20 protein-coding genes are annotated in these 23,260 nt (G+C 47.7%); 13 read left to right on the plus strand and 7 right to left on the minus strand.

Annotation, left to right across the window (positions count from 1 at the left end):
• Positions 1-162 precede the first annotated feature (162 nt).
• Both EPO18_RS16185 and EPO18_RS16190 read left to right on the plus strand, forming a co-directional pair.
• The gene (locus EPO18_RS16185; protein ID WP_292435060.1) at positions 163-426 is read left to right on the plus strand and encodes a hypothetical protein; all 264 of its coding nucleotides are present in this window, start codon (positions 163-165) and stop codon (positions 424-426) included.
• Between the two features lie 98 nt (positions 427-524).
• Positions 525-869, plus strand: a complete 345-nt coding sequence (locus tag EPO18_RS16190; RefSeq protein ID WP_292435063.1) for a DUF4870 family protein — start codon at positions 525-527, stop codon at positions 867-869.
• Between the two features lie 93 nt (positions 870-962).
• On the opposite strand, the gene EPO18_RS16195 is transcribed toward EPO18_RS16190, so the two are convergent.
• On the minus strand, positions 963-1,274 hold the full coding sequence (locus EPO18_RS16195; protein ID WP_292435066.1) for a hypothetical protein: 312 nt from the start codon (positions 1,272-1,274) through the stop codon (positions 963-965).
• Between the two features lie 344 nt (positions 1,275-1,618).
• On the opposite strand from EPO18_RS16195, the gene EPO18_RS16200 reads away from it, so the two are divergent.
• From EPO18_RS16200 to EPO18_RS16210, 3 genes are all read left to right on the plus strand, one after another.
• Positions 1,619-3,862 (plus strand): glycoside hydrolase family 3 N-terminal domain-containing protein, encoded by a 2,244-nt coding sequence (locus tag EPO18_RS16200; RefSeq protein WP_292435068.1) that lies wholly within the window; start codon positions 1,619-1,621, stop codon positions 3,860-3,862.
• A 145-nt stretch (positions 3,863-4,007) separates the two neighbouring features.
• Entirely contained in the window at positions 4,008-5,294 is a 1,287-nt protein-coding gene (fucP, locus tag EPO18_RS16205; RefSeq protein WP_292435070.1) for an L-fucose:H+ symporter permease, read from the plus strand.
• Positions 5,295-5,354: 60 nt separating this feature from the next.
• Complete coding sequence (locus EPO18_RS16210; RefSeq protein WP_292435073.1) at positions 5,355-5,744, plus strand: hypothetical protein; 390 nt, start codon at positions 5,355-5,357, stop codon at positions 5,742-5,744.
• Between the two features lie 100 nt (positions 5,745-5,844).
• On the opposite strand, the gene pyk is transcribed toward EPO18_RS16210, so the two are convergent.
• From pyk to queG, 5 genes are all read right to left on the minus strand, one after another.
• On the minus strand, positions 5,845-7,299 hold the full coding sequence (gene pyk / locus EPO18_RS16215; protein WP_292435075.1) for a pyruvate kinase: 1,455 nt from the start codon (positions 7,297-7,299) through the stop codon (positions 5,845-5,847).
• Positions 7,300-7,636: 337 nt separating this feature from the next.
• A complete protein-coding gene (locus EPO18_RS16220; protein WP_292435077.1) occupies positions 7,637-8,296 on the minus strand; it encodes a thioredoxin domain-containing protein in 660 nt (219 codons plus the stop codon).
• Positions 8,297-8,307: 11 nt separating this feature from the next.
• Complete coding sequence (gene pfkA / locus EPO18_RS16225; RefSeq protein WP_292435079.1) at positions 8,308-9,297, minus strand: 6-phosphofructokinase; 990 nt, start codon at positions 9,295-9,297, stop codon at positions 8,308-8,310.
• 114 nt (positions 9,298-9,411) lie between these two features.
• The gene (locus EPO18_RS16230) at positions 9,412-10,002 is read right to left on the minus strand and encodes a DUF4124 domain-containing protein (protein ID WP_292435080.1); all 591 of its coding nucleotides are present in this window, start codon (positions 10,000-10,002) and stop codon (positions 9,412-9,414) included.
• Positions 10,003-10,248: 246 nt separating this feature from the next.
• Complete coding sequence (queG, locus tag EPO18_RS16235; protein WP_472850906.1) at positions 10,249-11,307, minus strand: tRNA epoxyqueuosine(34) reductase QueG; 1,059 nt, start codon at positions 11,305-11,307, stop codon at positions 10,249-10,251.
• Between the two features lie 208 nt (positions 11,308-11,515).
• Here queG and EPO18_RS16240 point away from each other — a divergent pair, with 208 nt between their 5' ends.
• The 8 genes from EPO18_RS16240 (at position 11,516) to EPO18_RS16275 (ending at position 22,451) form a co-directional block, all read left to right on the plus strand.
• Positions 11,516-12,979, plus strand: coding sequence for an NAD(P)H-hydrate dehydratase (locus tag EPO18_RS16240; protein WP_292435084.1), 1,464 nt, complete (start codon positions 11,516-11,518; stop codon positions 12,977-12,979).
• Between the two features lie 154 nt (positions 12,980-13,133).
• Positions 13,134-13,556, plus strand: coding sequence for a tRNA (adenosine(37)-N6)-threonylcarbamoyltransferase complex ATPase subunit type 1 TsaE (gene tsaE / locus EPO18_RS16245; protein ID WP_292435086.1), 423 nt, complete (start codon positions 13,134-13,136; stop codon positions 13,554-13,556).
• Positions 13,557-13,658: 102 nt separating this feature from the next.
• Positions 13,659-14,990 carry an N-acetylmuramoyl-L-alanine amidase gene (locus EPO18_RS16250; RefSeq protein WP_292435088.1) on the plus strand — a complete coding sequence of 444 codons (1,332 nt, stop codon included), beginning with the start codon at positions 13,659-13,661 and terminating at the stop codon, positions 14,988-14,990.
• Positions 14,991-15,089: 99 nt separating this feature from the next.
• Positions 15,090-16,931 carry a DNA mismatch repair endonuclease MutL gene (gene mutL, locus EPO18_RS16255; protein WP_292435090.1) on the plus strand — a complete coding sequence of 614 codons (1,842 nt, stop codon included), beginning with the start codon at positions 15,090-15,092 and terminating at the stop codon, positions 16,929-16,931.
• A 500-nt stretch (positions 16,932-17,431) separates the two neighbouring features.
• Positions 17,432-18,400, plus strand: coding sequence for a tRNA (adenosine(37)-N6)-dimethylallyltransferase MiaA (gene miaA, locus EPO18_RS16260; RefSeq protein WP_292435091.1), 969 nt, complete (start codon positions 17,432-17,434; stop codon positions 18,398-18,400).
• Positions 18,401-18,583: 183 nt separating this feature from the next.
• The gene (gene leuC / locus EPO18_RS16265; protein ID WP_292435093.1) at positions 18,584-19,981 is read left to right on the plus strand and encodes a 3-isopropylmalate dehydratase large subunit; all 1,398 of its coding nucleotides are present in this window, start codon (positions 18,584-18,586) and stop codon (positions 19,979-19,981) included.
• A gap of 14 nt (positions 19,982-19,995) precedes the next feature.
• The gene (gene leuD, locus EPO18_RS16270; protein WP_292435095.1) at positions 19,996-20,607 is read left to right on the plus strand and encodes a 3-isopropylmalate dehydratase small subunit; all 612 of its coding nucleotides are present in this window, start codon (positions 19,996-19,998) and stop codon (positions 20,605-20,607) included.
• A 299-nt stretch (positions 20,608-20,906) separates the two neighbouring features.
• Positions 20,907-22,451, plus strand: a complete 1,545-nt coding sequence (locus EPO18_RS16275) for an alpha-isopropylmalate synthase regulatory domain-containing protein (protein WP_292435097.1) — start codon at positions 20,907-20,909, stop codon at positions 22,449-22,451.
• Positions 22,452-22,459: 8 nt separating this feature from the next.
• Here the strand turns inward: EPO18_RS16275 and EPO18_RS16280 are convergent, their stop codons facing one another.
• Positions 22,460-23,170: a class I SAM-dependent methyltransferase gene (locus EPO18_RS16280; protein ID WP_292435099.1), complete on the minus strand. Its 711-nt coding sequence runs from the start codon at positions 23,168-23,170 to the stop codon at positions 22,460-22,462.
• Between the last annotated feature and the right edge of the window lie 90 nt (positions 23,171-23,260).

Here is a 23,260-nt window from a genome sequence, read left to right on the forward strand (position 1 = left end):
GGTGGTATTCATCATAGGTTTACTAAGTTATCAAGGATAAGTGGAGTAAATGACGACATTGAAGATTCGATTTATGCGTTTTGACACAGTCTGGGCTATTTGAAGTCCAGAATTCTTGTGCCCGCACTTTCTTATGCTAGAGAAAGAGAGTTGATCACCTCTATGGAAGAGAAGGTGCTGCACATTGCTGCAAATAACGGTATAGTCAAGGCGGCCGACTTTACGGCAGCCATGCCCGGCATGACAGCCGCTCAACGCACCTATCAAATCAAGAAGTTAGTAGAGGGGAATATGTTACAGCCCATCAAGGAAGGGGCACGCCAATATATTATCGGTTTTAGCAGTAGCTATTTGATGCGCGGCGTAATTCGTGCCTTATCAAACGAAGGATTTATTTCTTCAGCATTGACTAATATTGATAGCTAGTAAGACGCAATTGCTTAGCGTATTGCAGTGCATGAAAGGCCGTTATTCGCTGAAGCATAAACGACAAAAACAATAATTTTACAAGAGAGAAAACATTGATGAATAACCTAACCACCACAGAAAAAGAAAAATCAGCAATAACTCTTACCACAGTTATTTATGCACTGTATGCCGCGTCTTATTTTGTCGGCGTCACAGCCATTATTGCCATCGTGATGAACTATATCAAAAAGGATGATGTGGCTGGAACGTTTCTGGAAAGCCATTTCCGTTGGCAAATCAGAACGTTCTGGTTTGGAATGCTTTGGGGTACGCTGGGAGCAATCACCGCGTTATTCATTGTCGGCTGGCTTATATTGATCGCTGATGGTATCTGGGTTATTTACCGCTTAGTCAAGGGCTGGTTGAGCCTTAATGACGGTAAGCCGATGTATATTGACTGACGATAAAACTAAAAAACACCAATCGCATGAACGATTGGTGTTTTATCTGACTTTAGGCGACCGGAACAACCGGAGTTCCGGTCGTTGCGGGCGTTACTGTTTTTTCTTGTTTTTTTCGTTTTTCTGCTCTTTTTTATCGGGTACTTGTTCTTTTACTTTCGTTTCCGGAACATCCTGATTGGGTTTGAAGGCTTCATCACAAACTTTTAACCCCGCATGATCTTGAGCAGCTTGCACGCAGCTTAGATGTTTTTGAGCAGCTTGAACTTTTTCCAGAACCTTTGCTATTTCGCGATCTTTATCCGCCTGAAAATCCGCCGGATCATTTTCTGCAACCGCTATTGCAGGAATCAACAAACCTGCACTATAAATTACTGTTACTAAGATTGATTTTGTAAAGTTCACAGTTCCTCCTCAAAGGTCTTATCAAAAAATGAAAAACTTCAATTATCTACATTAAAAACTACGCTGCAAAAGTCTACATGTCAAATAATTAATTCTTTCATAAAAAGGCATATTCGCCTCGAAGCAATCCATCATCATCGGTAGAGTTTCAAATTCTCAATTTGGAGATTGGAAGCCGGAAAAAACCTGATCGATAATGTTTTTTGTAGAAAAACCATGGTGCAGCTTAAAATACGGGTAGGTTTATTTTCAATGCTGTTTATGGTGACCCTTCGGCCGCGCTCAGGACTGAAGGCCTTGTCGAGCCATGAGTTTTAAACAATCAACATGCGAAGAATATTAAGTTGAAAATCTTACATATTATTTTAATTATCATCCTATTTGCGATGGCGGGACGTTCTGTAAGTGCACAACAAACAAACAAAACAATAGAAAATAAAGTCAAAAATCTGCTGTCTCAAATGACGCTTGAAGAAAAAGTAGGGCAGATGATGCAGGTTGATTTTACGGTTATCGGCATTCCAAAAGAGCAAAACGCTGAGGATCAAATCGATCCGGTCAAGCTGGAAGATGCGGTCGTAAAGCATTATGTCGGTTCCATTCTAAACACGCCTTTTACGCCGGACAACAAGGCGCAATCCATTGAGATTTGGCGCAAAATGATGCGCACTGTGCAGGATGCGGCGGCAAGAACCCGTTTGAAAATTCCGGTCATTTACGGGATCGATGCGATTCATGGCGCGACTTACACGCAAAACTCAGTGTTGTTTCCGCAGGCCATCAATATGGCTGCAACGTTCAATCCCGATCTGGCTTTCAAGGAAGGCGAAATAACGGCCAGGGAAGTGAAGGCTTCCGGTCAACAATGGAATTTTTCCACGGTGATGGATATTGGTCGCCAACCGCTTTGGCCGCGCTTGTGGGAAACTTTTGGCGAAGATGTGCATTTGGCGACGGTAATGGGCACGTCTTATATTAAAGGTCATCAGGGCGATGATTTTTCCGCTGCCGATAAAGCGCCTACTTGCTTGAAACATTATGTCGGTTACAGCTATCCGCTTAACGGCAAAGACCGGACACCGGTCTGGATAGGCGAAAGAATGCTGCGAGAGTATTTTCTGCCGACATTTGAAGCGGGCATAAAAGCCGGATCGCCGACGGTGATGATTAATTCTGCCGAAGTGGACGGCATTCCGGGACACGCCAATTATCAATACCTGACCACAATTTTGCGGGGCGAATTGGGCTTTAAGGGAATTGCCGTGTCCGACTGGGCGGACATCGAGCGCCTTTATAGCCGCGACAAGATGGCGGCGTCACCCAAAGAAGCGGTAAAAATTGCGGTGATGGCCGGTATCGATATGAGCATGGTGCCGTTCGATTTTTCTTTTTACGATTTATTGCTCGAATTGGTCAAATCGGGCGAAGTGCCGATGTCCCGGATCGATGAAGCGGTGTCCAGGATACTGACGGTTAAATATCAGTCCGGATTATTCGAGCCTAAACCGCTGCTGGAGGTGGAAGGCAACTTTGCCACGGCGGAAGCGATAGAAACTAATCGTCAGGCGGCGCGGGAGTCTATTATTCTTGCCAAAAATGACCACAACATCCTGCCGCTAAAAAAAGACGCCAACATTCTTGTGACCGGGCCCACCGCTAATTTATTGAGCGTAATGAACGGCGGCTGGACGATTACATGGCAAGGTTTTGCTGAGAATTTATATCCTCAGGAGAAGCTGACGGTCCTGGAAGCTATACAGGAAAAGGCCACCGGCAAAGTGACTTATATCGGAGGCGATTTTTTTGCTGCGCAAATCGATATTCAAAAGGTTGTCGATGAAGCCAAAAACCACGACGTTATTCTGCTTAGTCTGGGTGAGCATACTTATACCGAAACCCCGGGTAATATCGAATCGTTAAATCTCGATCAGGTTCAAGTCGATCTTGCCAATGCCGCGATTGCAACCGGAAAACCGGTGGTTTTACTGACCTTGGGCGGCCGTCCGCGCATTATTACCTCGATTGCGGAACGGGTAGGCGGCGTTGTTTTGGGCTTTTTGCCGGGCATGGAAGGTGGCGAAGCCATTGCCGATATTTTGTACGGCGATTATAACCCTAACGGCAAACTGCCCATTACCTATCCGAGAAACACCAACGGTATTACGCCGTATGATTACAAGCCGATCGAATCGTTTGAGCAAAATATTTATAACCCGCTTTATCCGTTTGGGCATGGTTTAAGCTATACCACTTTTGAAACCAGCGGTTTGAAGGTGGAAAAAGATAAAGTCAAAATGGGCGAAAATATCAATGTCGCCGTTAATGTTAAAAATACCGGTGCGTTAAAAGGAAAAGAATCCATATTACTTTATATCAATGATGTAGCAGCGTCGGTAACCCGTCCCAATAAACAGCTTAAAGCGTTTAAAAAAGTCGAGCTGAATCCTGGCCAAACTGAAAGCGTAAGTTTTACCTTAATGCCGCAGGATTTGTCGTTTATTGGCATTGATCTTAAGAGGATCGTGGAGCCGGGGGATTTCAAAGTGATGGTTGGCAATGAAACGGTTGGTTTCACTATAATCAAATAACAGTCCCTTACCTGGCGTTAGCCGAGAAACATGCCGATATGCAGACCTCCCAGGTTTTTAAAACCTGGGAGGTCTAACTGACACAACGTTCTGAACAGGCTATAAGCCGTGAATGTCCAAAATCTAACCTGACATACCTAAAATCATGAACAATGTAACTGACGCAACAACCAGCTCCGATAAAAACCAATATTTAGGTTCGCTAACAATATTAACCTCACTGTTTTTTATCTGGGGGTTTATAACCTGCCTAAATGATATTTTAATCCCTCATTTAAAGTCGGTGTTCACGCTGAATTACGCAGAAGCAATGCTGATCCAGTTTTGTTTTTTTACCGCCTATTTTTTGGTTTCCATTCCCAGCGGCTATCTGGTTGAAAAAATCGATTACAAAGGCGGCATTATTGCCGGATTAGCCGTTGCGGGCATTGGCTGTTTGCTGTTTTACCCGGCCGCAAGCCTGCACTCCTATCCCTTGTTTTTGGCGGCATTTTTTGTGCTGGCGTCCGGCATTACCTTGTTGCAGGTAGCCGCAAATCCGTATGTGACCATTTTGGGCGATCCGCAAACCGCCTCCAGCCGCTTAACCATGACTCAGGCTTTTAATTCGCTGGGTACGACTATCGCCCCTTATTTTGGTTCGCTATTTATCTTAGCCACAGCCGTTAAAACGGCGGATGAAATCAAGTTGCTGAACGCCGACGAATTGTCAGCATATCAAGCCGCACAAGCGGCAGCTGTGCAGAATCCTTATTTGTTGCTGGCTGCGGTTTTATTTTTTATTGCCGTCGTTTTTGCGCTGATCAAATTACCCAAAATTGAAGCTGCAAAAACGCAAATTTCAGGTGTTGAAGATGATGGTCTTGATAGTGCTTGGGATTATAAACACTTGGTTTTAGGCGCAATCGGCATTTTTGTTTATGTCGGCGGCGAAGTGTCCATTGGCAGTTTTCTGATCAATTTTCTGGGTGAGCCTTCCATTGCCGGGTTGCCGGAACAAGATGCCGGAAAGTATGTGTCGTTTTATTGGGGCGGGGCTATGGTCGGGCGATTTATCGGCGCGGCAGTCATGCAAAAAATACAGCCCGGAAAGGTGCTCACCTTTAACGCGGTAACGGCGGCGCTGTTGGTTTTAATGACTATGCTCGGCAGCGGTCAGGTTGCGATGTGGACTATTCTTGCGGTTGGCTTGTTTAACTCGATCATGTTCCCGACCATCTTCTCGCTCGCGGTCAGCGGTTTGGGTAAACATACCGGGCAGGGCTCTGGTATCCTATGCGCGGCCATAGTCGGCGGCGCTGTTCTTCCTGTTGTGCAAGGATTATTCGCCGACCGGATCGGCATTCAACAAGCGTTTTTTATCCCGGTTCTTTGTTATTGTTACATCGCTTATTACGGATGGCGGGGTTACAGGCCTGCAGCAATAAACTGATGCTGAGCGCGGGAACGCCACGGTATTTATTAATTTTGACAAACAACAGGGTATCAATTCATGGAAATATTATTAATCGGCGCTGTGATTATGTTTTTCGCCGTTTTGGCATCGGCATGGCTGATGACTTTTGCAAAGTGGTTTCCCATTAAAGGGATTGATGGAGAATTCCTGGCCGATTATAAAACCCTGATTAGAGCGCATGTCGATTTTGCACTGATGGCTTTGTTCTGCCTGGCTTTTTATGCCGTTAAAGTGCCGCTGTCGGTCACTGCCTGCTGGCTTGTAGTGATCGGTGGGATTGCTAATCCTTGTGTATTTGTCGTCGCCGCATTCGATCCGAATTTTTGGGAAAAAACAGGTTGGAGAGTTTATTCAGCGATTAGTTTTGTTATCACCACGATCGGCTTTGGTTGGGTGGGAATTTCATTGTTGGATTATGCTTTGTGAGATAGAGGATCATTCGTTAATAACGCGGTGAGGCGCAATCAGCCAAGTAGGGCGTGCCGTGCGCGCGCCCCACAGATACAACTCTGGCGAGCCAAAAACATCAAAGCGTCAACATAGTAATAGTTGGTGAACTCATCTGGTCATCCTGATGAAAGCCACGGACAACAATGACGTTATCGCCCTCGTTTGCCAGCTTTGTTTCCATTGCGTGATGACGGGCAAGTTTATTCGGATGAGCGTGGCCGGCATCTTCTGCATGGATCGGTATAACGCCCCAGTACAGGTTCATTCGTTGGCAAACCCATTTGTTGGCGCTGATGGCTATCAGCGGCGCCGCAGGCCTTGCAGAACTTAATGTAACCACCGACATCCCGCCGCCAGTAATGCCGACGATGGCTTTTGCATTCAGGTCAAAGCAAAGCTGGGCGGTCGCATCGGCAACCGCATCGCCGAACGGCAGCGGTTTTCTGTGATTGTTCCTGTGTGCCATTTTACCGAAAACATCCTGTTCCCTCATGAACGCTTCGGTTTGTTTGATGACTCGGGACATCATTTCAACCGCTTCAACCGGAAAATGCCCCGCCGCCGTTTCTCCGGATAACATCACTGCATCGGTAGAACTATAAACGGCGTTGGAAACATCGGTCACCTCGGCGCGCGTGGGCCTGGAGTTTTCTATCATCGATTCGAGCATTTGGGTGGCAACGATGACCGGTTTATTCGATATCCTGGCAGTTTTAATGAGTTGGTGCTGGGCAATCGGCACATCTTCCGGGTTCAATTCCACGCCCAGATCGCCTCGGGCAATCATGATCGCGTCGGAAGCGTTAATGATTTCCTGGCCATTGATCAAGGCTTCTGGCTTTTCAATTTTGGCAATGATATGGGTGTCGTAGCCGCCGGCGATAATCAACTGGCGCAGATCGTTAATATCGTCGGCCTTTCTTACGAATGACAGCGCCAGGTAATCAACGCCCATATCCAGTGCAAACAAAGCATCTTCCCGGTCTTTGTCGGTTAATGACGGGCAGGACACATTAACGCCGGGTAAATTAATGCCTTTGTTGTTTTTTAACTCGCCGCCGTAAATGACTTCGCAGCTAATGTCGTGATTGAGTTTTTTAATAACCCTGAGTTCGAATTTGCCATCGTCCAGCAGGATGCGATCTCCGGCTTTTACATCGTCAGCCAAAGCGGGGTACTGGCAGGGGATAAGGTTGTCCTCGCCAAGAATGTCCCGAGTCGTTACCACAACTTTATCGCCCTTATTAATAATAATGCTACCGTTTTTAAATTTTCCGGTTCTGATTTTGGGGCCGCAAAGATCGGCAAAAATAGTAATGTGTTGATGTAATGCTTCAGCCGATTCCCTGATTATCTTATACAACTTGCGGTGGCTTTCGTGTTCGCCATGAGACATGTTCAACCTGAAAACATTCACGCCGGCCTTAATAAGATTATAGATAACCTCAGGCGTATCCGAAGCAGGACCAAGCGTGGCAATGATTTTTGTTTTGCGGCTGGATAGCTCGGGTATGTTGATATGGATAGACATTTTGTGAGTCCTGGTTGATTTTGTTTTATTAACTGATGTTACGGCATCCTCCACGAAAAGCACGAAAGACACGAAAAAAACATAGAGCAGTATATTTCTCGGTTAACGATGCAATGGCAAGCAAGCGTCAAGTCAGATCCCTTTTATCAGCGTACCGGACAGGTATGTGACTTGATGCGGGCATATCGGCCCCCCTCTCTAACCAAGGCAGACGCGCTTTGTTTTTTGCCCTGTATATACCCTTTTCGTGCTTTTTGTGCCTTTCGTGGACTACGCTTTTTATTAGGTCGTGCGTAATTTAGCTGGGAGACACCAAAAAATCGTCCAAGCTACTTTTTTATTCCTGCATTAATCCCAATATCCGCGTTTCCAACTCAGGATAAGCGCCAAATGCGCAATCCCTGAGGATGCCTTTTTTATCTACCAGGATTTGCGATGGCGTACCTTTTAGTTCAAAAAGTTCGAACGTTTCCGCATGGCAATCAAGAGACTGAAGATAACTCAGTACTTGTTGCCTGATCTGTTGTTGATACGCTTTTGACTGTTGTTCGAAATCGGGAATATGGTCTTGAATAAAGTTGATGACGACATTATCGGTCACCTCGCCGCGATGCCTGACCAAACGATCCATTGCCAGCGGGAACGGAATGCGATAGGGCAGGCGGCCGGCGCTTAACTTGCCTTGCTGGCTTAACACTCGCAACGTTTCGCCGACCACTTCGCCATGTTCAGCCAAGCGGATCAAATTTTCAAGATTGTTTTTATCGAAATCCTCAAACGCGGTTGCGACGCCTAATACCGCTAAGCCGTGTTCTGAATATTTACGATATAGCTCTACGGCCTGAGGCAAAGCGTATAAAAAACAGCCAGGACAATTAACCTGGAATACTTCGACCAGCACAACTTGGCCTAATAACCGGTCAAAATTGACCTCAGTTCCTTGAACCCATGCAGAAACGGACAATAATGGAGCTTTTTGGCCTAGTTGCGCTTTCATCGCCGATCAAGCTAAATGGCAAGAGCGCGGATTAGCTCAAGTTGCGCATCGGTAGATTCATTTTTACCTTCCAGACACGCCGATAAGGGGACCATTTCAATTTCGCCTTTATTAAAAGCGGTAACATGAGCTCGCATTCCTTGATGAAGCGCTTTTACGGCCGCATAGCCCATGTTCGAGGCAATCAGGCGATCCGTTGCGGTAGGGCTGCCACCGCGTTGGATATGTCCGAGAATACAGGCGTGGACGCTGAGATTGTACTGCCTCATCAGCGTGTCTTTTATTTCGTAGGACAAGCCGGCTTTTTCGCCTTCGGCTACGATGATAATCGAGGAGGTTTTACCCCGTTCCGTGCCTTTGTTAATACCGTTGACGATTTTTTCGTAATCAACTTCCTGGTTCGATAGCACCACATGCTCTGCGCCGGTACAAACGCCCACTTGTAATGCAATGAAAGAAGATTTGCGGCCCATCACTTCAACCAGGAAAGTTCGCGCATGGGCCGAGGCGGTATCCCTGATATTGTCTACTGCGTTGACGGCGGTTTGCACTGCGGTATTGAAACCGATTGTGTATTCCGTGCCGGAAATGTCATTATCAATGGTGCCGGGTATGCCGATTATCGGAATGTCGTGTTCCCGATGCAAGGTCATCGCTCCGGCAAAAGACCCATTGCCGCCTATCACAATCAAGCTTTCAATATGTTTTCTGGCTAAAATGTGCGCGGCCTCCTGCCTGATTTCAGGGGTGTGAAACTCAAGGCAACGCGAAGTGTCGAGAATGGTTCCGCCTCGCTGGATGATATTGCCGACTGACGACAGGCTGAGCTTTTGGATATTACCCTCCAGCAAGCCAGAATAGCCTCTATAAATGCCGTAAACATCAATGCCAAGGCCGATGGCGGTTCTTACTACCGAGCGTACCGCAGAATTCATGCCTGGGCTGTCGCCGCCGCTGCACAGCACAGCCAAAGATTTTATTGTTTTTGTATTAACTTCCATATATTCGGTACTGTTGGATGGTTTATGTTGCGCCTATTGTAATTCATTTAGAATGATCTACCGATGACGCCGTCTTAACGATTCCGGCATCAGGAGTAGGAGGATATTTTCCGGCTATCTGCTTCCCTTTAAAAGGCCGTTGCCATCATCTCTATCTTTACCGGGTTCCGTATCAGTTCGCTCGGATTGTTGGGCATCTTTAAAGGTTCTTTTCTTAAAATCATGCTGATGAGGTAACGTTGACGGGTGGTCAGGAAATGATTGGGAAGGAGGAAAAATCGGCACCGATTGATAAGGCAGATAGTACGGTGGATATTGTAGGTATGATGGCCCATATATATTTCGACGCTCCAGTGCATCAGCTTGCCGTTTTGCCTCATAGGCTTGCTGCCGTTCATATTCCGCACTTCTTCTCAATGCCTCGACAGATGCTTTTCTATCCTGTTCGGCTCGGAGCTCATTTTCGGCTTTGATTCTTTCCGCTTCACGCTTGGCAAAATCCTCTTCCCAGGCTTTTAGCTTGGCTTCTTCCTCGGCAACTTTACGCGGATTGACTTTTTGAATCTGGACGGTCTTTTGTTTTTCAGAAGATTCGCATGGTGTGGATTGATAAACTGTTTTGCCGGATTTCAGTTGGCATTTAAAAACCTCAGCTTGGGCTGATGAAATGAATAGGCTCAATAGAATAAAAAATATTTTTTTCATAATTGAATACCCCGATCAGTGTACGTTGAAGAATGATACAAATAATTCTAAATCATTAGCTTACAGAAGATTCATTTTTGATTATTAATAAGTCATCAAAATAACCTCTGGAGTGCAGGCTTTGCCTACAGGTATATAGGTAAAGCCTGCGCTCGCGTCACTTTCCGGCAAATTAACTGAATTTGAAAATGCTGTATGAAATCCGTTTAAATCCGCCCAATCCGTGTCATCTATGTTCCATTGCCGTTATGAATTCTTTTGATAATGTTGCGCCAAAGCCCACCGTACATGTTCCCTGACCATGGCGGAATCATGATCAAGCATAGCCTTTAAGGCATCGGTAATAACCTGCGATGCAGGCGCGTTGCCCAAAGCCACTGCGATATTCCTTAGCCAACGCTGATGGCCGATTCTACGTATTGCCGAGCCTTCGGTTTTTGCCAGGAATTCTTCTTCGGTCCAAGCGAACACCTCAAGCAATTGTTGGGTGTTAAGCCGGTGTCTGGGGCTGAAATCCTGTTCGCCGGTCAGCTTGGCAAAACGATTCCACGGGCAGATGAGCTGGCAATCGTCGCAGCCATAGATGCGGTTGCCGATCAACGGCCTTAAATTTTCCGGAATTGAACCGTGCAGTTCGATGGTCAAGTAGGATACGCAACGTCTGGCATCGACTCGATAGGGCGCAATAATCGCTTGGGTCGGGCAAATATCCAGACAGGCGCGGCACTCGCCGCAATGTGCCGTGGCAGGACTGTCGATCGGTAGCGGCAGGTTGGTGAACAGTTCGCCTAAAAAAAACCACGATCCGGCTTTGCGGTTAATAAGATTGGAATGCTTGCCTATCCAGCCCAACCCGGCTTTTTCGGCCAAGGCCTTTTCCAGAACCGGGGCGCTGTCGACAAAAGCCCGCATGGATTCTGGGGGCTGATATCCGGTTTCCGCTTGGATTCTATCGGCCAGTTTTTGCAGGCGGTTTCGCATCAGTTTGTGATAATCGCGGCCCAGCGCATAGCGGGAAATATAAGCCGAAGCAGGATCAGCCAGCGCTTGACTCATCGCAGTCGCAGATTCAGTCTGGTAATCCATGCGCACCGAAATAACGCGCACAGTACCGGGATGCAATAACTCCGGCCTGCTGCGTTTAAGGCCGTGGCGCTGCATATAGTCCATTTCGCCTTGGAAGTTATTGTCCAGCCAGTTTTGCAGGCGGGCTTCCGCTTCCGGTAAATCGGTGTCGGTGATACCCACTTGTTGAAAGCCCAGCTCTTGCCCCCATTGTTTAATTTGCAAGGCGAGGGCGGCCATTTTTTGACTGCTTATGTTCATAGCTAACTAACGACGGGGATATAATGTGATTAATACAGCGACACGGATAAAAAGGGCAAAGGGCAAAGGGCGAAAGGCACAAAAACACCTTTTGCCTTTCGTCTTGTGCCTATGATTCCATTTTATCAATGTTGGTCGGTTAAATCCGCGTCATCTCGTTCTGTTTTTCTAATATTGATTAATTACAATGCAAAATTTACCAATAAAACTCTATCGCGCTGCACAGGTCAGGGAACTGGACCGAATCGCTATTCAAGAACGCGGTATTCCGGGCTTTGAATTAATGAATAGAGCAGGACTTGAAGTTTTCCAGTGTATCAAAAAACAATGGCCGGATGCCCGGTCTGTAGCCGTTTTTTGCGGTTCCGGCAATAATGCGGGCGATGGCTATATTATTGCCACACTGGCATTGGAAGCAGGATTGAACGTTTGCGTTTATGCGGTTTCAGAACCTGAAAAGCTCAATGGCGACGCGTTGACTGCCTATCGGAAATACAGTGAAACTCATGGTACGGTTATGCCGTTTCAGACCGAACAGATCATTAATGCCGATGTGCTGGTTGACGCGCTGCTCGGTACCGGATTGGATAGGCCGGTAACCGGGCTTTACGCAGAAGCGATCCAGGCCATCAATGCCCATTCCTCTCCGGTCATTGCTGTGGATATTCCATCCGGCTTAAATGCCGATACCGGCAACGTGATGGGCTGTGCAGTAAAAGCTGCTTGTACGGTTACTTTTATCGGCCTGAAACAAGGCTTATTTACCGGGCAAGCGGCCGAGTATTGCGGCGAGATTTGCTACGCGCAACTGGGAGTGCCGGACGATGTATTTGAAGAGGTTAAAGCCGCCACGGTGCGTGTAGTCAAATCGCCGTTACCGCATCGTAGCCGTGATGCGCATAAAGGCAACTGCGGGCATGTGCTGATAGTAGGCGGCGATCTCGGTTACTCCGGCGCGGCCAAAATGGCGGGTGAGGCAGCTTTGCGGGTAGGTGCGGGTTTGGTTAGCATAGCCACACGGCCTGAGCATTCCGGGCTTATGAACTTGAGCAGGCCGGAATTGATGTGCCATGGCGTGGAAACTCCAGAGCAATTGCTGACGTTACTGGCAAAAGCCGATGTCGTTGCTGTTGGGCCAGGGTTAAGTCAAAGCGCTTGGGCGAAAGCATTATTTAATACTGTGATAAGCTTCGGAAAGCCGATGGTAGTCGATGCAGACGGTTTGAACCTTTTAGCCGCCGCACCGGCAACAAAGCCGGACTGGATTTTAACGCCGCATCCCGGCGAAGCGGCCCGGCTATTAAACTGCTCTAATGCCGAAATACAGCAAGACAGGTTTGCGGCTGCCTTATCCCTTCAGGCTAAGTACGGCGGTGTTGCCATACTTAAAGGTGCAGGAACATTAATCGCATCCGAACATGATCTTGCCGTTTCCAACACCGGCAATCCGGGCATGGCATCCGGCGGCATGGGCGATGTACTGACAGGCGTGATTGCCGGTTTACTGGCTCAAGGTTTTTCTGTACAGGATGCGGCGCAGCAAGGGGTTTATAATCATGGTCTGGCGGCCGATTTATCCGCAGCAAAAGACGGTGAAAGAGGCTTGCTGGCTACTGATTTAATGCCCTATCTCAGACAATTGGTAAATTAAGGCATTCATAATCAATTCGACATACACGGTAAAAAATTTTTATTCACCACGAAGACACGAAGAGCACGAAGAATAAAAACTTCGTGCTCTTCGTGGTGATAAATTTTTAATCAATTTTTATAGATTCACTTGTTATTAATGAGATGTCGCATTGATGAAGACATATTTAAAGGACACCGAAGCGACAGAGCAGTTTGGCGCGAAGCTTTGGGAAGAGCTGCCGTCAAAATGCCTGATATTCTTGCATGGCGATCTGGGAGCTGGAAAAACGACTCTGGTTAGGGGCTTTCTCAGAGCGGCAGGTTACACCGGCGCGGTCAAAAGCCCGACCTATACGCTGGTGGAAGAATACACAATAGATGGCCGTAAGATATTCCATTTTGATTTGTACCGGGTTGCCGATCCCGAAGAATTGGAATGGATAGGCATAAGAGATTATTTTGACCAGGATTGCATCTGCTTTATTGAGTGGCCCGATATGGGCAAAGGCTTTTTACCCGAGCCGGATAGAGTTATCAGTTTGATTAAAGAAAGGGAAGGTCGCTCAGCCGATATGCATTTCATCTCCCAGCGTTAAAAAATAATATATAACCTACCTACAAAAACAATTACATACTGCTATAATCTAAACCGGATTATCACTTTGTGAGTTGCGTCGATGGGAAGTTACAGGAAGATCTTGTTTATTATTGGATTGCAGTTATTGGCTATACCCAGCTATGCGGGACAGATCAATATCAATTCATTGCGTTATTGGAATACGCCCGATCAAAATCAAATGTTGTTCGATGTAACTTCCTCACCTGAGCATCGGGTTTTTCTGATGAACAACCCGTCGCGCTTGGTGATTGACATACGTAACGCCAACGTAAAACAGTTTTTAAGCCAACCGCCGCCATCTCATCCGCTGTTTTCCCAAGTACGTGTTGCGGCAAAAAATAAAACCGATTTACGGATCGTAGTCGATTTAAAAAGAGAGATTAATTCAAAGACCATGTCATTAAGAACCAATAGCATGGATGGGCATCGCTTGGTTATTGAGTTATTAGGCAAAGCCCCGGATAGAAATGCGAAGGTTCAGGAGAAGGCAGAGGTTAAAGCTGCTACCGACAAAACGGCGGAGAGCACTAATCCGCCGGGAGCGAATTCTCATGTGAAGCACATGAAGGAGGACAGGCAGGGACAGCCCGGCCTGAATAAAGCTGCAGAAAGTCCGGTTAAAGAACCTCAGCCGCTCGCAACTAAAAAAATTGCTGCCAGTCCCATTCACCCAACAAAAGTTGCCAAACGAGACAAAGGCATCATTGTTGCGGTTGATGCAGGTCACGGAGGAGACGATCCCGGCGCTCATGGGCAAAATGGCACCGAAGAGAAAAAGGTCACGCTGTCCATCGCTAGAAAACTTGCGGATTTAATCAATCAACAGCCGGGTATGAAAGCGGTGATGGTTCGCAAAGGCGATTATTATGTAGATCTTAGAAAAAGAATGCATATTGCGAGAGCAGCCAAGGCCGACTTGTTTATCTCGATTCATGCCGACGCTTTTCAGAACTCAACAGTCAAAGGCGCGTCGGTTTATACTTTGTCTAACAAGGGTGCAACCAGCGAAGCTGCGCGTTGGCTGGCTGACACCGAAAACGCATCCGATCTGGTTGGCGGCGTCAGTTTGAACGATAAAGAAGATGTGTTGGCTTCGGTGTTGCTGGATTTGTCGCAGACTGCTACGCAAGATGCCAGTGTGAATGTGGCGACGAAAGTGCTGAGAAATTTTGAACGCATCGGTGAATTGCACTACGCCTCAGTGCAAAAAGCCGGATTTCTAGTGTTGAAATCTCCTGATGTGCCGTCTATTTTGGTAGAAACGGCGTTTATCTCCAATCCGTCGGAAGAGCTTAAGTTAGTTAACACTGCGCATCAATCAAAAATAGCGCTGGCTATTTTCAATGGCGTACGGAGTTATTTTAATAAAGATATTCCTGAAGAAAGTAGAGTCGCAGCTTTAAGTATGTAATAAATTGTAAGGGCGTCGGCGTGATTGCCGCGTCCTGCAACGAAGTGAGAATAATTTTCCCTATTCATTTAAAATACGTCTTTTGCTTTAGGTCGGCAGATGCGTATCCATTCACTCCCCACACAGCTTGTCAATCAGATTGCCGCGGGTGAAGTGGTCGAAAGACCCTCATCCGTGGTAAAAGAATTGGTTGAAAATTGTTTTGACGCAGGAGCCAGTCAAGTCGTTATCGATATAGAGCAGGGCGGCGCTAGATTGATAAAAATCAGGGATAACGGTTGCGGTATCGTTAAAGAAGATTTGCCGTTGGCCTTGTCCCGACATGCAACCAGTAAAATTGCCAGCTTGGAAGACCTGGAACATGTGGTCAGCATGGGGTTTCGAGGCGAGGCATTGCCCAGCATCAGCTCGGTTGCAAGACTTACGTTGATTTCGCGGGTTAGCGATGCCGATTGCGCCTGGCGCGTTAATGCCGACGGTTCCGAACAGGATTTCGATCCGCAACCCGATCCGCATCCGCAAGGCACCACGGTCGATGTCCGCGACCTGTTTTACAACACCCCCGCCAGACGCAAGTTTTTAAAAACCGAAAAAACCGAATTCGCCCATATAGAAACCTTAATTCAACGTATGGCGCTGAGCCGTTTCGATATAGGTTTTACCCTTTTGCATAATCAAAAGGAAATACTTAACCTGAAACCAGCGACTACGGAACGCGAACAAGAGCAAAGAGTTGCCGGTATTTGCGGTTCGGCCTTTATCGAAAATTCGGTAAAAATCGACTTTGCGGCATCGGGTTTGCAATTGTCCGGTTGGGTCGGCTTGCCGACTTTTTCCCGCAGCCAGCCTGACATGCAGTTTTTCTACGTCAACGGCAGGTTGGTCAAGGATAAACTAGTTTCCCATGCTGTAAAACAGGCGTATCAAGACGTACTGTTTCACGGTCGGCATCCGGTTTTTGTCTTGTACCTGACGCTCGACCCAGCGATAGTTGACGTTAACGCCCATCCGGCAAAGCTTGAAGTCAGATTCAGGGAAGGCCGTTTAGTGCATGATTTCCTGTTTTCGGCATTGCACCGCTCGCTTGCCGATTTAAGGCCGAGGCATAATGCTCAAGCCAGCGTAGCTCAACCATTGGAGCCACAAACACAACCTACGCCTAATGAAAAACCCAACAACGTCGTTTGGATAAACGATAGCGAAACCCGACAATCAAAGCCAGATTTCGCTGCTAAGCAAAGTTACAGTTCCAGGCCGCCTCAGCAAGCCTCATTGCCATTGCATGTAGAAGAATCCATACAAGCCTATGCTTCGCTGTATCCGAAACCGGAACCCGCGCCTGTGGCGCAACAGGAAGCAAAGCCGCTAGGCCATGCTATCGCTCACCTGCACAATATCTACATTTTGTCGGAAACGCCAAACGGCATCATTCTGGTCGATGCTCATGCCGCACATGAACGGGTCACTTACGAGCGATTAAAACAGCAATACCAAAACGGCGCAGTGCCCAGCCAACCGTTATTGCTGCCGATTAAAATAACTGTCAGCGTTGCGGAAGCGGATCTGGCTGAAGATGAGCATGAGTTTTTCAATACACTGGGTTTTGAAATTAACCGCTCCGGGCCGGAAACCATCGTACTTCGCTCAATACCCGTTCTATTAAGCAATACCGACATGGAAACCCTGATTCGCGATGTGCTGGCCGACCTGACGGAACACGGCATGAGCCATCGTATCCAGGAAAAATCCAATGAAATATTAGCTACAGTGGCCTGTCATGGCGCCGTGCGTGCCCATCGCCGGTTGACCGTCGACGAAATGAACGCTTTACTTCGGGATATGGAGAAAACAGAAAGGATAGGGCAATGCAATCATGGTCGGCCTACGTGGGTGGAATTATCGACGCAAGATCTCGATAAATTCTTTTTACGCGGGCAATAAGTTCATAGTCAGCCATACAGATAAGATTTGTCTTGTATAACTGATGTTACGCACTGTCCACGAAAAGCACGAAAGGCACGAAAATATTTAAAATACATCGTTCCCACACTCCGGCGCTCATCGTTATACACAAGCCCCTGACCTGGCGTTAGGCGAGAAACGTGCCGATAGGCAGACCTTCCAGATTTTTAAAACCTGGAAGGTCTAACCGGCAACGTGCCGAACAGCAGGACGTTTCGAACGGAGCCTGTCCTGAGTGTAGGCGAGGGCTTATCTTGGAGTATGCGAATGAATGCCGGGTATGACGCTGTCCGCGGCAAGCCTACAGCTGGTATTTTTTTGTGCCTTTCGTGGACAGTGCGTAACATCAGTTGTATAAGTAGGGCGTGCCGTGCGCGCCTCAGAAGCCAAGGCGCGCACGGCACGCCCTATAGCAGATGTCTGTTTAATCAGCAGCATCGTCTTAACATCTGCCGAACAATCACAAAGCACACAAAATTATGCAAAACCAACCCAATCCCCCCGTCATCTTCTTGATGGGCCCAACCGCCTCAGGAAAAACCGCCCTTTCCGTGCAGCTTGCCCAGGCGCTAAACGGCGAAATCATTAGCGTCGATTCCGCGTTGGTGTTTAAAGGCATGGATATAGGCACCGCCAAACCCACGATGGAAGAAAGAGGCGGCATTCCGCATCATTTGATCGACATACTCGACCCCGCAGAATCATTCTCCACGGGCCAATTCAGGAAACAGGCGCTAGACCTGATGGACGATATAACCCGGCGCGGCAAAATCCCGATACTGGTCGGCGGCACCATGTTGTACTTCAATGTCCTGAACAGCGGGCTTGCAGTATTGCCCGAAGCCGACCCGGACATTCGAGCCAAACTAGACCAAGACTTGGAAAAGCTGGGTAAGGAAGCCCTGCACCGGCGATTAGCCGAGATCGATCCCGAATCGGCGGCAAGAATCCACCCCAACGATCCTCAACGCGTCCAGCGCGCGCTGGAAGTCTACGAAATTAGCGGCAAACCGTTAACGTCTTTTTTCACCGAAGCCCAGGCGCAAGATATTCCTTACCAAAGAATAAAGCTGATCATCGCTCCGCAAGACCGGGCTATTCTGCACGACATCATCGCCCGGCGCTTTAAGCAAATGCTGAAGCAGGGCTTTATTGATGAAGTAGCGGCGCTGTATCAACGCGGCGATTTAACCGAAAAAATGCCCTCGATCAGAGCAGTCGGTTATCGGCAGGCTTGGTCATACCTGCAAGGCGAATACGATCTTGAAACCATGACCGAAAAAGCCATTGTCGCTACCCGGCAACTGGCCAAACGCCAGTTCACTTGGCTGCGTCGGGAAACCGATGCGGCAAATTTCCAGACCGGACAAGCGGATTTGTTAGTAAAGGTGTTGGCGGAAATTGATGATAAGCTGTCGGAAAGAAGAGGGTGGCACTATAAGCATTAACTTAAGAGGACTTAATTTTTATATACGGTATTCACCGTTACGGAAGTGTTTCCACCAAATTGCAAATTGGCTCTCTTTTAGGAGATAATACATAGTTACGCATAGTTTCACTATGCTTTTGATTGACACCGTAACACGCCATACGCTCGATGTAGAGCCGCTATGCACGCTTTGGAATACGCTATGAAAAAGACCATGTATGAAAAAATCTGGGACAGCCACCTTGTCGTTGATGAGGCAGGGCAGGCTCCTTTGCTTTATGTTGATCGGCATTTGATGCATGAAGTCACCAGCCCACAGGCATTCGAAGGCTTGCGTTTGTCGGGTCGCAAGGTGCGCAATCCGCACAGCATTCTTGCTACGATGGATCATTGCGTACCGACCAAGAACCGCAACTTGCCGATTGCCGATCCGATCGCTAAAAAGCAGATCGAAACCATGGCTGAAAACTGCCGGGTAAACGGTCTGAGGCTGTACGACATGACAGACCCGAATAACGGTGTGATTCATGTTGTTGTGCCTGAGCATGGCTTCGTCCACCCCGGCATGGTGGTAGTTTGCGGCGACAGCCATACTGCAACGCATGGCGCTTTCGGCGCTTTGGCTTTCGGTATCGGTACTTCCGAGGTCGAGCATGTGATGGCGACTCAGACCTTGCCGCAGAAAAAATCCAAAACCATGCAGGTGGTGGTCAATGGCGAGTTATCTAAATACGCCTCTGCGAAAGATATTGCGTTGGCGATTACCGGAAAAATCGGTACCGCGGGCGGTACCGGCTATGTGATTGAATATACCGGTTCGGCGATCAGGGAACTGTCGATGGAAGGCCGGATGACGCTGTGCAACATGGCGATTGAAGCGGGAGCCAGAGCCGGGTTGGTCGCTCCGGACGAAAAAACTTATGAATACCTAAAAGGTCGCGAGTTTGCGCCATCCGGTCAATATTGGGATCAGGCATTGGCTTACTGGAAGAGTCTGCCCAGCGATGACGGCGCGGAGTTTGATGCAACCGTCACGCTTGATGCGGCCGATATTGCGCCGCAAGTTTCCTGGGGGACATCGCCGGAACAAGTGGTTGGGGTCGATAACGTTGTACCTGCGCCGGAAAGTTTTGCCGACGAAACCAAACGCCAAGCTTGCGAAAGTGCGTTGGCTTATATGGGCTTGACTGCAAACACCAAAATAACCGACATCCCCGTTGATTATGTTTTTATCGGCTCTTGCACCAATGGCCGTATAGAAGATTTCAGGATTGCCGCCGAAGTGGCAAAAGGTACCAAAGTTGCCAATGGCGTTACGGCGATTGCAGTACCAGGGTCTTATCACGTCAAGCAACAGGCTGAAGCTGAGGGTCTGGATAAAATCTTTATCGATGCCGGCTGGGAATGGCGTGAACCCGGATGCTCGATGTGTCTGGCGATGAATGGCGATGAGTTGACTAAAGGCCAACGTAGCGCATCGACTTCAAACCGCAATTTTGAAGGTCGGCAGGGCAAAGGCGGACGTACTCATTTGGTTTCGCCTGCAATGGCAGCGGCCGCAGCGGCGGCAGGCCATTTTGTCGATATTCGCAAACTTTAAGATCGGAAAGAATTATGGAACCGTACAAAAAACATGAAAGTATTGCGGCATTGATGAACCGCAGCAATGTCGATACCGACCAGATCATCCCCAAGCAGTTCTTGAAAAAAGTGGAACGTAGCGGCTTTGGTCAACACCTTTTTCACGATTGGCGTTTTAATGATGACGGCAGCGATAATCCGGAATTCGAGCTGAACAAACCTGCGTTCAAAGGCGCTAAAATTCTGGTGGTCGGCGACAATTTCGGTTGCGGCTCATCAAGAGAACACGCACCTTGGGCGATTGCCGATTATGGTTTTAATACCATTATTTCTACTAGCTATGCCGATATTTTTTATAACAACTGTTTTAAAAACGGCATCCTGGCGATAAAAGTTGATAAAGATCAGCTGGACAAATTGATGGCCGAGATTGCCGCCAACGAAGGCGTGCGTTTTGTCGTTGATCTTGAAAATCAACAGGTAACTACACCGGGTGGAAATGGTTTCAGTTTTGAAATTGATCCGTTCCGCAAGGGCAATCTGTTGAGCGGACTGGATGACATCGGCTTGACCTTAAAGCATGTCGACAAGATTGAGCAGTACGAGCAGCAACATAAGCAACAATTTCCTTGGCTTTGGGCCTAGATAAAGACGGAGTGCAGGTTTCGCCTCGGCAATTGTTCCTGCATTGCTCTACCTCTTGCGTCCGTGCAAGTCGTAAAGCGCCTACTTTTGGTGCCTGCAAGTCATCTGTTATATTATCTATGAGCAAGCAAAGCTTGCACTCCTGCCAACTGTTGGACAGAGTAGTGGCATAAAGATAATGGCTAAGCGAGACCTTCCAGGTTTTAAAAACCTGGAAGGTCTAACTCGTAATGTTCGATGAATCCTAACCCGACAAAACACTAATCAATCCGCTTACATTGAGAACACAGGCGACAATTATGTCCACCGATTCAAGACACATCCAGCTGATGGACACCACCTTGCGTGATGGCGAACAGACCCAAGGCGTTTCGTTCACGCCCATGGAAAAAGTCAGCATTGCCAAAGCTCTGCTACAGTGGCTGCGGGTTGACAGGATTGAGGTCGCTTCCGCTCGTGTATCTCAAGGCGAAAAAGAAGCAGTCACCAGCATCAATCAATGGGCCAAGCAGGAAGGTTTTGCCGGGCGCGTGGAAGTTCTGGGCTTTGTCGATCACACACGCAGTGTCGACTGGATACTGGAAACCGGCGGCGAGGTTATCAATCTGCTGATCAAAGGCAGCGAAAAGCATTGCCGCGTCCAGTTGGGCAAAACGCTGACCCAACACACCGAAGATGTGCTGCAAACCGTTAACTATGCGCTGGAAAAAGGCCTGAAAGTTAACGTCTACCTGGAAGACTGGTCCAACGGTTATCACGACGACCCGGACTATGTTTACGAGTTGATGGACAATTTGCAGCATTCCGGCATCAGCCATTTCATGTTGCCCGATACGCTCGGCGTTTTGTCGCCTGACGAAGTGTTTTTAAGCTTCAACGACATGTGCAAACGTTATCCGGCGTTGCAATTCGATTTTCATCCGCACAACGATTACGGCTTGGCTACCGCCAATGTAATGGCGGCGGTCCGCGCTGGCGTAAACGCGATACACTGCACTGTTAACTGTTTAGGCGAACGTGCCGGCAATGCCTCAATGGCTGAAGTGGCTGTGGTATTGCGCGATAAAATGAACATGCAGCTGTCTATCGATGAAAGCCATATCGTGCGCATCAGTTCAATGGTTGAAAATTTTTCCGGCAAACGCATCGCCGCAAATGCGCCGATAGTCGGTGCCGATGTTTTTACCCAAACTGCCGGAATTCATGCTGATGGCGATCAAAAGGGTGGTTTGTACAAAACCAAATTAGGACCGGAACGTTTCTCACGTACCCGAAGCTATGCATTAGGGAAAATGAGCGGCAAGGCGTCGCTGAAAAAGAACCTGGAGATGCTGGAGCTTGACCTTTCGGAAGAGAACCAGAAAAAAGTGCTGGCCCGGATTGTCAGCCTCGGTGATTCAAAGCAGACCATCACTACCGATGACCTGCCGTTTATTATCGCCGACGTGCTGGAGAGCAAGAGTTATCAGCATATCAAACTGCTCAACTGCTCGATTACCAGCGGCCTGGATTTGGAATCGACCGCAAGTCTGCGAGCCAAAGTAAACGGTCAAATGCATGTAACTTCAGGTTCCGGTAACGGCGGTTTTGATGCCTTTGTCGATGCGATTAACAAAATCATGAAACAGCATGACTATACCTTGCCCGCACTGGCCGATTTTGAGATACGGATACCCAGAGGCGGCCATACCAGCGCTTTAACCGAGTGTGTAATCACCTGGGATTGCGGCAATGAATTGCGTAAAACCCGCGCTGTGCATTCGAACCAAGTTTTTGCTGCGATTTTGGCTGCGCTTAAGATTGTTAATATGCAATTGCACGAGCTTGGCTCAAGCCGGACTTGAAAAAAATATCAGACAGCAGTTTTTTTCCTGAAAGCCAGAACCTGATGCCACAGTAACTGATACACACGGGTTGCGAGATCAAAATCCGCTGCTTCGGCCAAGTCGGACAAAACAGACGCAGTTTCAGGCAAATCGTTATTGCGAATGTGTTGAAAAATAGCCGTGAACGCCTCTTCACATTCCAGCCATTGTTCACTTATCCAGCCGCAATAATTGTCTAAGTAAACAGGTAGGGTCTCATGCGGCTCGCGCATCGTATCAATGATAAGCAGCATGCCGTTTTCGGTTAGTGCATTATGCGCCAAATGAAAGAATTCGGCTTTTTCCGGCTGCGTTAAATGATGTAGGGCAAAACTGGTAAAGATAATATCGAAACGCTCTTTTACTTGTGCCAAGCCCGTCATAAAATCTGTATTAATCAGCTCAGCCCGGCATCCCAGCGGAGCAATATTTTCGGTAGCCAGCGCTAGGGCAGGGGCGGAAAGATCAAACCCCGTGTAATGTTGAATGGCTCGGCCTTGCAGTGCTTGGGCGATAAAACTGGCGTCGCCGCAACCCAGATCGAGCAATTTAAAAGGCTGTGTTGCCCATTGTTCGGTTAATAAGTTTTTAACAGCCTGATAAATTTCTTCGTGGTGCATGTAATTGTTTGCCATTACTTTGCGATAAATCGCCCAGGCATTGAAAAACTCACCTACCTCTGTTACTGCATTACTCATAAATCCCCAGTGAAAATATAAACAAAATTAAGCGAAATTATAATGCAGTTTAACCGTATTTAGGCTTAAATAACTGTCCATAAAGGCGGC

The sequence above is a fragment of the Methylobacter sp. genome, from assembly GCF_004322395.1.
In the GTDB taxonomy this organism is placed as follows: Bacteria; Pseudomonadota; Gammaproteobacteria; order Methylococcales; family Methylomonadaceae; genus Methylobacter_A.